General features: G+C 74.0%; 13 protein-coding genes and 4 tRNA genes. 4 read left to right on the forward strand and 13 right to left on the reverse strand.

The window, feature by feature from the left end:
- Positions 1-3: 3 nt before the first annotated feature.
- From pdxT to OMK64_RS04725, 11 genes are all read right to left on the reverse strand, one after another.
- Positions 4-609 carry a pyridoxal 5'-phosphate synthase glutaminase subunit PdxT gene (gene pdxT, locus OMK64_RS04675; protein WP_272726887.1) on the reverse strand — a complete coding sequence of 202 codons (606 nt, stop codon included), beginning with the start codon at positions 607-609 and terminating at the stop codon, positions 4-6.
- Between the two features lie 11 nt (positions 610-620).
- Entirely contained in the window at positions 621-1865 is a 1245-nt protein-coding gene (locus tag OMK64_RS04680; RefSeq protein WP_272726889.1) for a pyridoxal phosphate-dependent aminotransferase, read from the reverse strand.
- 108 nt (positions 1866-1973) lie between these two features.
- Positions 1974-2663 (reverse strand): NUDIX hydrolase, encoded by a 690-nt coding sequence (locus OMK64_RS04685; protein ID WP_272726890.1) that lies wholly within the window; start codon positions 2661-2663, stop codon positions 1974-1976.
- Entirely contained in the window at positions 2660-3583 is a 924-nt protein-coding gene (gene pdxS / locus OMK64_RS04690) for a pyridoxal 5'-phosphate synthase lyase subunit PdxS (RefSeq protein ID WP_272726892.1), read from the reverse strand. Before pdxS ends, OMK64_RS04685 begins: the two co-directional genes overlap by 4 nt.
- A gap of 123 nt (positions 3584-3706) precedes the next feature.
- Complete coding sequence (locus OMK64_RS04695) at positions 3707-4402, reverse strand: hypothetical protein (protein WP_272726894.1); 696 nt, start codon at positions 4400-4402, stop codon at positions 3707-3709.
- A complete protein-coding gene (locus tag OMK64_RS04700) occupies positions 4399-5592 on the reverse strand; it encodes a glycosyltransferase family 4 protein (protein WP_272726986.1) in 1194 nt (397 codons plus the stop codon). The genes OMK64_RS04695 and OMK64_RS04700 overlap by 4 nt, the downstream gene beginning before the upstream one ends.
- Positions 5593-5624: 32 nt before the next feature.
- Positions 5625-6587 carry a phosphatidylinositol mannoside acyltransferase gene (locus OMK64_RS04705; protein WP_272726895.1) on the reverse strand — a complete coding sequence of 321 codons (963 nt, stop codon included), beginning with the start codon at positions 6585-6587 and terminating at the stop codon, positions 5625-5627.
- Entirely contained in the window at positions 6584-7195 is a 612-nt protein-coding gene (pgsA, locus tag OMK64_RS04710) for a phosphatidylinositol phosphate synthase (RefSeq protein ID WP_272726897.1), read from the reverse strand. Before pgsA ends, OMK64_RS04705 begins: the two co-directional genes overlap by 4 nt.
- A gap of 7 nt (positions 7196-7202) precedes the next feature.
- Positions 7203-7850 carry an HIT family protein gene (locus OMK64_RS04715; protein ID WP_272726899.1) on the reverse strand — a complete coding sequence of 216 codons (648 nt, stop codon included), beginning with the start codon at positions 7848-7850 and terminating at the stop codon, positions 7203-7205.
- 3 nt (positions 7851-7853) lie between these two features.
- Positions 7854-9866: a threonine--tRNA ligase gene (gene thrS, locus OMK64_RS04720; protein ID WP_272726902.1), complete on the reverse strand. Its 2013-nt coding sequence runs from the start codon at positions 9864-9866 to the stop codon at positions 7854-7856.
- Positions 9867-10130: 264 nt separating this feature from the next.
- Positions 10131-10205 (reverse strand) — tRNA-Val (locus OMK64_RS04725).
- A 250-nt stretch (positions 10206-10455) separates the two neighbouring features.
- Between OMK64_RS04725 and OMK64_RS04730 the strand changes: the two genes are divergently transcribed.
- A complete protein-coding gene (locus OMK64_RS04730) occupies positions 10456-10884 on the forward strand; it encodes an SsgA family sporulation/cell division regulator (RefSeq protein ID WP_124344144.1) in 429 nt (142 codons plus the stop codon).
- A gap of 150 nt (positions 10885-11034) precedes the next feature.
- Here OMK64_RS04730 and OMK64_RS04735 read toward each other — a convergent pair whose 3' ends face one another.
- Entirely contained in the window at positions 11035-11895 is an 861-nt protein-coding gene (locus OMK64_RS04735; RefSeq protein WP_272726905.1) for an aminotransferase class IV, read from the reverse strand.
- 25 nt (positions 11896-11920) lie between these two features.
- Entirely contained in the window at positions 11921-13054 is a 1134-nt protein-coding gene (locus OMK64_RS04740; RefSeq protein ID WP_272726987.1) for a chorismate-binding protein, read from the reverse strand.
- 100 nt (positions 13055-13154) lie between these two features.
- Between OMK64_RS04740 and OMK64_RS04745 the strand changes: the two genes are divergently transcribed.
- The 3 genes from OMK64_RS04745 (at position 13155) to OMK64_RS04755 (ending at position 13445) form a co-directional block, all read left to right on the forward strand.
- A tRNA-Gly gene (locus OMK64_RS04745) sits at positions 13155-13226 on the forward strand.
- 56 nt (positions 13227-13282) lie between these two features.
- A tRNA-Cys gene (locus OMK64_RS04750) sits at positions 13283-13353 on the forward strand.
- A 17-nt stretch (positions 13354-13370) separates the two neighbouring features.
- Positions 13371-13445: transfer RNA gene (locus OMK64_RS04755), tRNA-Val, on the forward strand.
- Positions 13446-13566 lie beyond the last annotated feature (121 nt).

The following is a 13566-nucleotide window of genomic DNA, read 5'->3' on the forward strand; positions in this document are numbered from 1 at the left end:
TGCCTACCCCTGGCTCTCGCGGACGATCTCGACGAACAGACGGTGCACCCGGGTGTCGCCCGTGACCTCCGGGTGGAAGGAGGTGACGAGGACCGGCCCCTGGCGGACCGCGACGATCCTACCGGCGGCCGGGCCCGACTCGACGCGCCCGACGACCTCGGCGGCCGGACCGACCTCCTCGACCCAGGGCGCGCGGATGAAGACGGCGTGCAGCGGCCCGTCCTCGACACCCTCGATCGTGAGGTCCGTCTCGAACGAGTCGACCTGGCGGCCGAACGCGTTGCGCCGCACCGTGACGTCGACGCCGCCGAGGGTCTGCTGCCCCTCGATCCCGCCGAGCACCCGGTCGGCGAGCAGGATCATGCCCGCGCAGGACCCGTACGCGGGCATCCCGCCACGCAGGCGGCGCTGCACGGGCTCGAACAGGTCGAACGCGCGCAGCAGCTTGTCGATGGTCGTGGACTCGCCGCCCGGGATCACCAGCGCGTCCACCGCGTCGAGCTCACGCTCGCGCCGGACGGGCACCGCGTCGGCTCCCTCGGTCGTGAGGGCGGCGACGTGCTCACGCACGTCGCCCTGCAGGGCGAGCACTCCGACGGTCACGGTCACGACGGGCGATCCTAGTTCGCGGCGGCGAGCCGCCCGGACCCCGCCCGGCTGTCGGTCGGCCCCTCGACCACGACCGGTTGCGGGCCGCCCGACGACCCGGCGGGCGTGCCCTCGGCCACGGCGGCGACGAGGCGCGCGAGACCCTCGTGCAGGACGTCGGGCGCGGCGGCGAGGCTCACGCGGACCTGCCCGTGCGCGGACGGCCCGAACGTGGACCCGGGCGCGACGGCGACGTGCCGCTCGGCGAGCAGGCGCAGCGCGAACGCGTCGGTGTCGGCGACGCCGACGTCCACCATGAGGTAGAACGCGCCGTCGGGACGCACGTAGCGCAGCCCCGCGGCGTCCAGCACGGCGACGGCGGCGTCGCGGCGGACCCGGTACTGCGCCACGGCGTCCGTCACGACGTCCTGCGGTCCGGTCAGCGCGGCGAGCGCGGCGTGCTGACCCGGTGCCGAGGGGCACGCGATCGTCGCCTCGGCGACGTGGCCGATGATCTCGACCAGGTCGTGCCGCGGCGTCGCGAGGAAGCCCGTGCGCCAGCCGGTCATGGCGTACGTCTTCGACAGGCTGTGCTGGACCACGACGCGGCCGTCGGTGTCGAAGGCGGCGGGGCTTACGTGCGGCGTGCCGAACGTCACGGCCTCGTAGCACTCGTCGGAGAGCACCCAGAGGTCGTGGCGGCGGGCGACACCCACGAGGCCGGCGACGACGTCGGCGGGATACACCGCTCCCGTCGGGTTGTTCGGGGAGCAGACCACGATCGCGCGCGTGCGCGGCCCGACCGCCGCCTCGACGTCGGCGAGGTCGGGCACGAAGCCGCGCTCGGCCGACGTCGGGTAGGTGCGCACGACGGCGCCCACGGAGATCGCGGCCATCGCCCAGTTCGGGAACATCGGGTCGGGCAGCAGGATCTCGTCGCCCGGTCCGAGCAGCGCGGCCATCGTCATGGTGAGCCCGTGCATCGCGCCGTGCGTGACGACCACGTCGTCGGCGTGCGTCGTCCGGCCGCTCATACGCGTGACCCGCTCGGCCGCGACCTCGCGCAGCTCCCCGAGTCCCGTGCTCGCGGTGTACCCGGCGCGCCCGTCGTGCGCGGCGCGCGCGGCCGCCTCGACGGCGTGCGCGGGCGGCGCCGCGTCGGGCTCCCCGATCTCGAGGTGGAGCGCCTCCGGGTCGCGGTGCGCGAGCTCCATCAGGGTGCGGATGCCGCTGCGGGGGATGTGCAGCGTCGGGGACGTCGGGGCCAGGGTGGGCATGCTCTCGACCGTACACAGTCGACGTTACTGGTCAGTACCCCCCTGGCGGCTGACGGTGACCGCCCGACCCGCGACGGCGACCCCGGTACCGCCCGCCCTCAGCCGCGCTCAGTGCTCGTGCGCGAGGCCGAGGTGCCGCACCGTGCCGTCCCACCCCGCGGCGAGATCCCGCACGAGCTCGGCGAGGCCGACCGGGAACACCTCGATGTCGACGGCCGCGAGCTCGTCCAGGGGCCACCACCGCAGCTCGTCGAGCACGCCCGCCTCCAGCTCGGTCCACCCGGCACGGCTGAGCTCGCCGACCTCCGACGAGCGCACGCGCGCCAGGTAGAGGTCCTCGTCCTGGCGGCAGTGCTGCGCGAAGAAGTCGAAGATCGCGGACCGCGTCAGGACGGGGCCCTCGAGCGCCGCGGGGTCGAGCACGATCCCCGTCTCCTCGAACAGCTCGCGCAGGGCCGCGGTGCGGGAGTCCTCGCCGTCGTCGATGCCGCCGCCGACCGTGAACCACCAGCTGCGCTCGGGCTGGTCCACGTCGTGCCCGCGCATGAGCAGGACGCGGTCGTGCTCGTCGAGCAGGATCACGCGCGCCGCCCGGCGGAACAGCAGGCCGTCGGGTCCGGGCCGCCACTCCGGTCCGAGCCCGTGGACCGGTCCCCCGCCGTCGGCGTGCCCGCGCGCCGCCACCGGCACGGCGTTCTCGCCGGGCGCGACCACGGCCGCGTCGCCGCCGGGCAGGCCGAGGGCCGCGGACGACGTGACGCCGTCCGCGGCCCCGGGACCGTGCGGGTCGGAGGTCACCAGCCCCGCTCGGCGAGACGGTGCGGCACCGGCACGTCGTCGACGTTGATGCCGACCATGGCCTCGCCGAGGCCGCGGGAGACCTTCGCGACGACGTCCGGGTCGTCGTAGAACGTCGTCGCCTTGACGATCGCGGCGGCGCGCTCGGCGGGGTTGCCGGACTTGAAGATGCCCGAGCCGACGAAGACGCCCTCGGCACCGAGCTGCATCATCATCGCGGCGTCCGCCGGCGTGGCGATGCCACCTGCGGTGAACAGGACGACGGGCAGCTTGCCGGCGGTCGCGACCTCCTTGACGAGGTCGTACGGCGCCTGGAGCTCCTTCGCGGCCAGGTACAGCTCGTCCTCGGGGAGCGACGTCAGGCGGCGGATCTCGTCGCGCAGCGTGCGCATGTGGGTCGTCGCGTTGGACACGTCGCCCGTGCCCGCCTCGCCCTTGGAGCGGATCATGGCGGCGCCCTCGGTGATGCGGCGCAGCGCCTCGCCCAGGTTGGTCGCCCCGCAGACGAACGGGACGGTGAACGCCCACTTGTCGATGTGGTGCGCGTAGTCGGCGGGGGTCAGCACCTCGGACTCGTCGACGTAGTCGACACCGAGCGACTGGAGCACCTGCGCCTCGACGAAGTGGCCGATGCGGGCCTTCGCCATGACGGGGATGGAGACGGCCTCGATGATCCCGTCGATGAGGTCCGGGTCGCTCATGCGCGCGACACCACCCTGCGCACGGATGTCGGCCGGCACGCGCTCGAGCGCCATGACGGCGACGGCGCCCGCGTCCTCGGCGATCTTCGCCTGCTCCGCGGTGACGACGTCCATGATCACGCCGCCCTTGAGCATCTCCGCCATGCCGCGCTTGACACGCGCGGTGCCGACGGTCGGCTCCTGCGTCGTGGTGGTCGGCTGGGTGTTCTCGCTGGTCACGTCGAGCCTCACATGATGTGGTGCGGGTGGAGGGCCGGGCGTCCGCCCGTCCGGCCATCGTAGTCGCTCGCCGCGGCCTCCCCCGGCGCCGTCCACGCCCCGGGCCCGGGTGTGGTGCGGCTCTCAGACCGCGCGGGACGACCCCTCGGCACCCGGACCGGCCGCTCCGCCGACGTGCCCCTCCGACGCGCGTGCACCCGGTCGCCCGAGGGCCGCGGGCCACTCGTCGTCGAGCTCGAGCGTGCGCGGCGCGGGCGCGTGCCCGGCGAGCCGGAAGAGGCGCACGAGCGGGCCGCGCCGCGCGCGCAGCGTCTGGGCGACCGCCTCGTTGTGGAACCGCCGGGCGAGCTGCACGCGGTACCAGGCGGAGCCGAGGCTGCCCAGCAGCTCGTCGCCGTCCGGGTCGGCGCGCAGCGCGGCGACGTCGTCCGGGTCGCCGAGCGCCTCCCGCAGCGTCGCGGACAGCTCGCTCTCGACGCGGCCGCGCACGTCCGGGTCGTCCGACGACCGCGCCGGCTCCTCGGACAGCAGGTCGCGCACGCCCGGCGGCAGCGCACCGACGTCCGCGGTCGACGTCCCGGTGGACAGCGACGCCCACGCGGCCTCCGCGACGAGCACCGAGCTCACCGGGTCGAGCTGCCCCGAGGTCGCGAGCCCGGCGGCCACGGTGGCGCGCCGCAGCAGCTGGGCCTCGACGACCGCACGCGACGCCGCCACCTTGCGGTGCAGCCGGTCGAGCCGCGATGCGGCGACCCACGCCCACCAGAGCCCGAGCGCGAGCACCAGGACGACGACGACCGTGACCTCGGACCAGCTCACCGCTCACCCCACGACCGGCGCAGCTCGAGCAGCCGCGCACCCCGCACCGACGACGGGTCCTCGCCGACCGGCGCGTCCCGTCCCGCGACGACCATCTCGTACACCGCGTGCACCTGGTCGGTGACGACCGACCAGTCGTAGCGCCGCACCGACGCGCGCGCGGCCTCGACGACCCGGGCGCGCAGGTCCGCGTCCCGCAGCACCCGCACGAGCGTCCGCGCGAGGTCGTCGCTGTCGCCCGTGCGGAACAGGACGCCCGCGGCGCCGTCGTCGAGGACGCGCGAGAACGCACCGAGATCGCTCGCGACGACGGCCGTGCCGGCGCTCATCGCCTCGACCAGCACGATCCCGAAGCTCTCCCCGCCCGTCTGCGGCGCGCAGTAGACGTCGACCGACGCCAGCAGCCGTGCCTTGTCCTCGTCGGACACGCCGCCGAGGAACTCGACCGCGCCCGCGCGGTCGCCCAGGATCTCGCGCGCCTGGTCGGGCCCGGAGTCACCCCGGCCGGCGACCAGGAAGCGCGCGCCCGGCAGCTCGTCGAGGACACGGCCCACCGCACCGAGCAGCACGGGCAGACCCTTGCGGGACTCGTCGAGCCGGCCCAGGAACGCGACCGTCGGCGCCGACGGGGTGCCCGTCCAGCGCGCGTCCGCTCGCGCCTGTGCGAACGCGTCGACGTAGACCCCGTTCGGGATGACGACCGCGTCGCCGCCGAGGTGCTCGACGAGCGTGCGGCGCGCGTCCTCGGACACCGCGATGCGCGCCGAGATCTTCTCGAGCGACTGCCGCACCAGCGGGTACGCGACCTGCATCGAGCGGGACCGCACCTGCGAGGTGTGGAAGGTCGCGACGACCGGGCCGTCCGCGATCCACAGCGCGAGCATGCTGAGGCTGGGCGTCACGGGCTCGTGCAGGTGCAGCACGTCGAACTGCCCGGCGGCGAGCCACTTGCGCACGCGCGCGGCGGTCATGGGCCCGAACGTCAGGCGCGCGACGGAGCCGTTGTAGCGGACCGGGACCGCGCGGCCGGCGGCCGTCAGGTAGGGCGGGACCGGTGTCTCGTCGTCGGCGGGCGCGAGCACCGAGACCTCGTGACCGCGCGCCAGCAGCGCCTCGGCGAGGTCGCGCACGTGGAACTGCACGCCGCCGGGCACGTCGAACGAGTACGGGCAGACGATCCCGACGCGCAGCCGGCGTCCGTCGCCGCGGCCGCGCCCGAGCCTCATGACGTGCCCTTGCCCGCCGCGACCGTCGCCGCGTACCGGGCGGGGTCGAGGTCGTCGACGAAGACGCGCTGCAGCATGTGCCAGTCCTCGGGGTGCCGACGGATCCCGTCGGCCAGGGCGTCGACCCACGCCTGCGTCATGACGCGGATCTGCTCCGCCCGGGGCAGCCCCTCCGGCACCGGCACCACCGGGCTGAACTCGATCGTGACGCCCCACGGCGAGCCGGCGGCCCGGCGGCGGGCGCCGCGCAGCCGCTCGTAGCGGACGAGCACGGGGAACAGCGGCGCGCCGGTCGACACCGCGAGCGCCGCGGGTCCCGCCGCGACGCGCGCGCGGTGCCCGAACAGGTCGACCTCCACGCCCTTCGCCGTGAGGTCGCGGTCCGCGAGCAGCGGGATCACGCCGGCGCCTCCGCGTGCGGCACGGATGAGGTCGCGGAACACGTCGCCGCCTCCCGACAGCGGGATGATCCGCAGCCCGATGCTCTCGCGGAACGCGACGAACTCCTGGAACAGCTCCTCGGGCTCGAGGCGCTCCGCCACCGTCGTCACGGGGGCGAGGTGCCGGGTGGCCCAGGCACCCGCGAGGTCCCAGTTCCCGACGTGGCCCAGCGCCATGAGGATCGGGCCGTCGGCGTCGAGGTACGGCTGCGCCAGCTCGCGGTGCACCGCGCGCACCCGGTGGTCGACCTGCTCCTGCGACACGCCGACCAGCGCGAACGCCTCGGTGAAGTACCGCATGTAGGAGCGCATGCCGGCGCGGCTCAGCCGCCGCAGCGCACGCGCGTCGAGGTCGGGCCGGGCGCGACCGAGGTTCTTCTCGAGGCGCCGGACCCCGCCGCCGCGGCGCAGCCAGGTCACGTCGGCGGCGAGCCTCGCGGCGCCTCGCAGGACGGGGCCGGGCACCTTGCCGGCGTACCGCCAGGCGAGCCGGTAGAGACGGGCGACGTCGAGGTTCACTCGGTCACCCCGACGGCCTGGCGGTGGACCTTGGCCATCCGCTGCACGACGGTCACCGCCGACGCGACGGCGAGGAGCCCGAGGACGACCGTCAGCACGACGGACGGCGCACCGAGCCCGACGGCGGCGGTCGCGACGAGGGCGACGAGCAGGCGGTCCGCGCGCTCCGCGATCCCGCCGGACGCGGTCATGCCGAGCCCCTCGGCACGTGCACGGGCGTAGGGCACGACGGACCCGAGGACGAGGCACGCGAGCGCGAGGACGGCCGTGACCTCGTCGCCGCCGCGCCCGAAGAACCACAGGACGAGACCGGCGAAGATCGCGCCGTCCCCGAACCGGTCGAGCGTCGAGTCCAGGAACGCGCCCCACGGCCCGGACCGCCCGGACTGGCGCGCCATGACGCCGTCGAGCGAGTCGGTGAGCGCGAACAGCCCGATGAGGAGTGCGCCGAGGAAGAGGTGGCCGGTCGGGAACGCCCACAGCGCGGTGACGACGACGACCAGCGTCCCCGCGATCGTCACGGCGTCCGGCGACACCCCGAGGCGCAGCAGCGCCGTGGCGGGCGGCGTGAGGACGCGCTGCATCGCGCCCCGCAGTCGGTTCAGCACGTGCCGGTCATCCCTTCGCGTCCACGTCGTCGCCCGTGCCGTCGGCCTGTGCGCCCGGCCAGGCCGCCGCGAGCCGTGCCCGCGTGTCGCCGAGCAGCTCGGGCAGCGCACGGCTGCGCCCGACGATCGGCAGGAAGTTCGAGTCGCCGCCCCACCGCGGGACGACGTGCTGGTGCAGGTGCGCGGCGATCCCGGCACCCGCGACGTCGCCCTGGTTCATGCCGAGGTTGAAGCCGTGCGGGCCCGACACCGCGCGCAGCACGCGCATCGCGGTCTGCGTGAGCGCGGCGACCTCGGCGACCTCGGCGTCCGTGAGGTCCGTGTAGTCGGCGACGTGACGGTACGGGCAGACGAGCACGTGCCCCGAGTTGTACGGGTAGAGGTTCATGACGACGTAGGCGACCTCGCCGCGCGCGACGACGAGCCCGTCCTCGTCGGGCAGCGACGGGATGCGGCAGAAGGGGCACCCGGGACCGGCGTGGGCGTCCGCCGGCTTGTCCTGGCCGCCGATGTACGCCATGCGGTGCGGCGTCCAGAGGCGCTCGAAGCCGTCCGGGACCCCCGCGAGGTCACCCGGCTGCTCGGTCCCGGCGGCACCGGGGCTCGCGACGACGTCGTCGTGCGCGGCCCCGGCGCCGGGGTCGGTGGTGCTCACGGGTCAGACCTGCGCGCGCTCGCGCACGGCCGTGACGATCCGCTCGACCGCCTCGGCGACGGGCACGCCGTTGTCCTGGCGGCCGTCGCGGTACCGGAACGAGACAGCACCCGCGTCGGCGTCCTCGCCGCCGGCGATGAGCACGAACGGGATCTTCTGCGTCGAGGCGTTGCGGATCTTCTTGCCGAACCGGTCGTCGGAGCGGTCGAGCTCGGCCCGGATGCCCTGCGCGCGCAGCTGCGCGACGACGTCCTCGAGGTACGGCTCGAACGGCTCGGCGACGGGCACGGCGAGCACCTGGACCGGTGCGAGCCACGCCGGGAACGCGCCCGCGTAGTGCTCGGTGAGCACCGCGAAGAACCGCTCGATCGACCCGAACAGCGCGCGGTGGATCATGACGGGCCGCTGCCGCGAGCCGTCGGGCGCGGTGTACTCGAGCTCGAACAGCTCGGGCAGGTTGAAGTCGAGCTGGATCGTCGACATCTGCCAGGTGCGCCCGATCGCGTCCTTGGCCTGCACGGAGATCTTGGGGCCGTAGAACGCGGCGCCGCCCGGGTCCGGCACGAGGTCGAGGCCGGACGCCTCGGCGACCTGCCGCAGCGTCTCGGTGGCCTCCTCCCACACGTCGTCGGAGCCCACGAACTTGTCGGGGTTCTTCGTCGACAGCTCGAGGTAGAAGTCGTCGAGGCCGTAGTCCTTGAGCAGGTCGAGCACGAAGGTGAGCAGGCTCGCCAGCTCGTCCTTCATCTGCTCCTTGGTGCAGTAGATGTGCGCGTCGTCCTGCGTGAACCCGCGCGCGCGGGTCATGCCGTGGATGACGCCCGACTTCTCGTACCGGTAGACGGTGCCGAACTCGAACAGCCGCAGGGGCAGCTCGCGGTAGGACCGGCCGCGCGAGCGGTAGATGAGGTTGTGCATCGGGCAGTTCATCGGCTTGAGGTAGTAGTTCTGCCCCTGCCGCTTGACGTTGCCCTCGTCGTCGAGCTCCTCGTCGAGGTGCATCGGGGGGTACATGCCGTCGGCGTACCAGTCGAGGTGCCCGGAGAGCTGGAACAACCGCTCCTTGGTGATGTGGGGGGTGTTCACGAACGAGTACCCGGACTCGACGTGCCGCTTGCGCGAGTACGCCTCCATCTCCATGCGGATGAGGCCGCCCTTGGGGTGGAACACCGCGAGGCCCGACCCGATCTCGTCCGGGAAGGAGAAGAGGTCGAGCTCGTTGCCGAGCCGGCGGTGGTCACGCCGCTCCGCCTCGGCGACGCGGTCGAGGTACGCCTTGAGCTCGTCCTTGCTCGGCCACGCGGTGCCGTACACGCGCTGCAGCTGCGGGTTCTTCTCGCTCCCCCGCCAGTACGCCGCCGCGGAGCGGGTGAGCTGGAACCCGTTGCCGAGCGCCCGGGTCGACGGCACGTGCGGGCCGCGGCAGAGGTCCTGCCAGACGACCTGCTCGCTCTCCCGGCCGGCGCCGCGCACGTTCTGGTAGATGCTCAGGCCGCCGAGGCCGACCTCGACCGACGCGCCGTCGGCCGCGGCCGGGTCGCCCTTGAGGCCGATGAGCTCGAGCTTGTACGGCTCGTCCTTCAGCTCCTCACGCGCCTGCGCCTCGGTCACGTCCCACCGCCGGAAGGTCTGCCCCTCCTTGACGATGCGGCCCATGACCTTCTCGATCGCGCGCAGGTCCTCGGGGGTGAACGGGGTGTCGACGTCGAAGTCGTAGTAGAAGCCGTCGGTCACCGGCGGCCCGATGCCGAGCTTCGCCTTCGGGTTGATCTCCTGGACCGCCTGCGCGAGGACGTGGGCCGCAGAGTGCCGCAGGACGGCGAGCCCCTCGGGGTCGGCTGCGGTGACGCCCTCGACGACGGCGCCGTCGGGCACCGGGAGGTGCAGGTCGCGGAGCTCGCCGTCGACGCGGGCGACGAGGACGTCGCGGCGGTCGGCGAAGAGCTGCGTGCCCGTGGTCCCCGGCTCGGCGGTCGTGGCGGTGCCGTCGACGGTGAGGTGGATGAGCTCGGGCACGGGTGCTGCCTCCTTGGGTGGGTGCCGGCCGGGCGGCGGGCCCCTCGATGCTACCGGCGCGCGACGACGCGACCGGCCCTGATTGGCCGGCCCCGGGGCGGGGGCGACGTGGGGCGACGCCCGCCACCGGCGTCGGCCCGCGTGGGCCGAACGGGTGAACGTCGACTGGCGGCGGCGCGCGGGACGCGGACGACCCGGACCCCGGGCCAGCTGCGCGGACGACGAAGGCCCCGACCGGGCAGCTGAGCCGGTCGGGGCCTTCGATGGTGGGCGATACTGGGTTCGAACCAGTGACCTCCTCGGTGTGAACGAGGCGCTCTACCACTGAGCCAATCGCCCGTGACGGTCACCCGGGGGCGACGTCGAAGAGGATGCTACCCAACCTGCGGCCAGATTCCGAACCGGGTTCCCGCCCGGGGAGGGCGCCGCGGACGATACCGTTATCGACGCGGGACCGGAAGTCCGTCCCCTCGCCGTCGAGGGTGATACGCACAGGTCCCTCCGGGTGAACTCGGCCCCGGGACCGGTCCAATCGGGCATCTGTCCTGCCATGATGGGACCTCCAGCCCTAGCGAGACAGGAGGACCCGATGACGCAGTCGTCGTACGACGTCGTCGAGGTCGTCGCCATGCAGCTGATCGGCTCCGACGCGAGCGTGATCCCGGTCAGCGCCGAGCTCTCCTTCCGCACGTCGGACCCGTACACGGTGCGCGCGGTCTTCACCGGACCGCACACCATGTCGACGTGGCTCCTCGGCCGCGAGCTGCTGTCCCTCGGGATGCTCGCCTCGGCCGACGCGCCCGCGGGGACGGGCGACGTGCAGGTGTGGCGCGACGAAGACCCCGACTACACGCTCGTGTCGCTCAACGGCGTCGAGGGCAGCGCGCTGCTCGCGGCCCCGACCGAGCCCATCACGCGCTTCCTCGCCTCGACGGAGGCTCTGGTCCCGCTGGGGTCCGAGAGCGCGCGCATGGAGAGCGAGATCACGGCCCTGATCGCAGCGCTGCTCACGGCCTGATCGCAGCATCACCGACCGGTTCCGCCTCCACGGGCGGGGCCGGTCGTCGTGTGTCCGGGCGCGTGCGGCACCGCTGCCGCCGCACCCGGTCGCGCTCGCCGGAGTGCCTCTCCGCCCCCGGAGGCGCGAGACACGGCACGGCGGACGACCTCACGGGTCGAGGTCGCGCCCGACGTGCTCCTGGAACAGCCGCTGGGCGGCGAGCGACAGCGGGCCCGCGGCCACGTCGACCGCGTCGACACGGACGGTCGGGGCGATGTTGCGGATCGAGCCGCTGAGCAGCAGGTGCGCGTCGCCGGCCACGACCTCGTCGAGCACGTCGTAGCCGAGCTCGCCCGGCTCCGCCTCGCGGACGGGCAGCCCGTCGGCGGCGCCCCACTCCAGCAGCAGCTCGCGCGTGATGCCCGCGAGGCAGCCGCTCGACAGCGGGGGCGTGACGAGCTCGCCGCCGCGCTCCACGAACACGTTCGACCCGGTGCCCTCGCACAGCTCGCCGACGGTGTTCGCGAGGACCGCCTCGTCGGCGCCCTGCCGGTACGCCTCGGCGAGGGCGACGACGTTCTCCGCGTACGACGTCGTCTTGAGCCCCGCGACCGCCGAGCGCTCGTTGCGCACCCACGGCACGCGCACGACGCGCGAGACCTGCGCGCGGGTCGCCGGGCCCGCGAGGACGACGAGCGTCTGCCGCTGCTCCTCGGGGTCGAACCGGTGCGAGCCCAGCGGCCCGGGTCCGCCCGTGAGCGTGATGCGCAGACGGCCCGCGTCGCCGGCGACGGCGAGCACCTTCTCGACGGCCGCGCGCACCTCGTCCAGCTCCGGCTCGCCGAGGCCCAGACCGAGCGCCGAGCGCCGCAGCCGGCGCAGGTGACGGGTCAGCGCGAACGCCTGCCCCTCGTACACCGCGCACGTCTCGAAGACGCCGTCGCCGACCGTCAGACCGTGGTCGACGCCGGTGACGAGCGGGTCGGTGGGCTCGCGCAGCGCACCGTCGGACCAGATCACGACGCTCATCGCGCCAGTCTCGCACCCCGATCCGTCACGGGCCCGGAGGTGGCGCGGACGCGAGCCCGACGAGGCGCCGCGCCTTGAGCTCGGTCTCCGCCCACTCGGCCTGGGGGTCGCTGCCCCACGTGATCCCGGCGCCCGTGCCGAACCGGAGCACGCCGTCGCGCCACCAGAACGTCCGGATGCCCACCGCGAGCTCGGCACGCACCGATCCGTCGTCCCCCACCTCGACCCAGCCGACCGCGCCGCAGTACGGGCCGCGCGGCTCCGCCTCGAGCGCGGCGATGAGGTCGAGCGCCGCGAGCTTGGGCGCACCCGACACCGAGCCGGGCGGGTACGTCGCGTCGAGCAGCCGCGCCCACAGGTCGGGGGCGGCCGCGACGGCCGGGTCGAGCACGCCCTGCACGGTGGACACGAGGTGCACGAGGCCCGGGTGCTCCTCGACGCCCAGGAGCGTCGTCACCTCGACCGTGCCCGCACGGCACACCCGCTGCAGGTCGTTGCGGACCAGGTCGGTGATCATCACGTTCTCCGCACGGTCCTTCGCGGTGAGGCCGGCCGCGTCCACCGCGGTGCCCTTGATGGGCGCGGACGTCACGACGCCGTCCTCGACGCGCAGGAAGAGCTCGGGCGACGCGGTCACGACCCAGACCGGCTCGCCGCCGCCCACCGGCACGTGGACACCGCCCGCGAAGGGCGCTGGGTTGCCCGCGGCGAGCACGGCCGCGAGCGCCCGTGCGTCCGGCTCCTGTCCGTCCGCTCCCGCGGGCAGCGGGGCCGACAGCACCCGGCAGAGGTTGGCCTGGTAGACGTGGCCCTCCGCCACGGCGGACCGGACGCGCTCGACCGCCGCGCGGTACGCGTCCTCCCCCGCCGACGTCACCCAGGCGGACGCCTGTGGCCCGTGCCACACGCCCGGCGGACGGGTCGGCGCGCGACGCGTCACGTCGGCGAACCGCCACGCGCGCACGCCCCCCTCGAACTCCCCCACGACCGCCCACCAGCCCGGCGTCCGGAGACGTTCCGGCTGGTCACGCACGTCGACGCACTCGACGACACCCGACGCCTCGACGTCGCCGAACCACGCGGTCCCGGGGCTGACGGAGGGCTGCTCGTGCACCCGCACACGGTAGCGAGGCGGCCGTCGGACCCCGCGGATCCGCATGAACACGCGGCTCCGGGAGCCAGTTGGACTCTTGCCGGAAGACTCGGTTAGAGTCTGGGACGCACACGGAACGCCGGTGAGAACCGGCAGGACGTGCAGCGCGGACGTGGCTCAGTGGTAGAGCATCACCTTGCCAAGGTGAGGGTCGCGGGTTCGAATCCCGTCGTCCGCTCGGAGGCAGACACTCCTGATCGACTGGTCCTCAGTCGCTGAGGACTGCGGTCTCAGGGTGGAGTGGCCGAGAGGCGAGGCAGCGGCCTGCAAAGCCGTATACGTGGGTTCGAATCCCATCTCCACCTCGCAGCATGTCCCCCACGGGCGATTGGCGCAGCGGTAGCGCGCTTCCCTGACACGGAAGAGGTCACTGGTTCGATCCCAGTATCGCCCACCAGCATCACCGCAGGTCAGAGGCCGTTTCACGCAGTCGCGTGAGACGGCCTCTCGGCTTTCCGTACGCCATCTGTACGCCAACCAGGCTCCGACTCAGGTGGGCCAGGGGCGTTGCGGCAGTT

The organism is Cellulomonas fimi, assembly GCF_028527925.1.
Classification (GTDB): domain Bacteria; phylum Actinomycetota; class Actinomycetes; order Actinomycetales; family Cellulomonadaceae; genus Cellulomonas; species Cellulomonas fimi_C.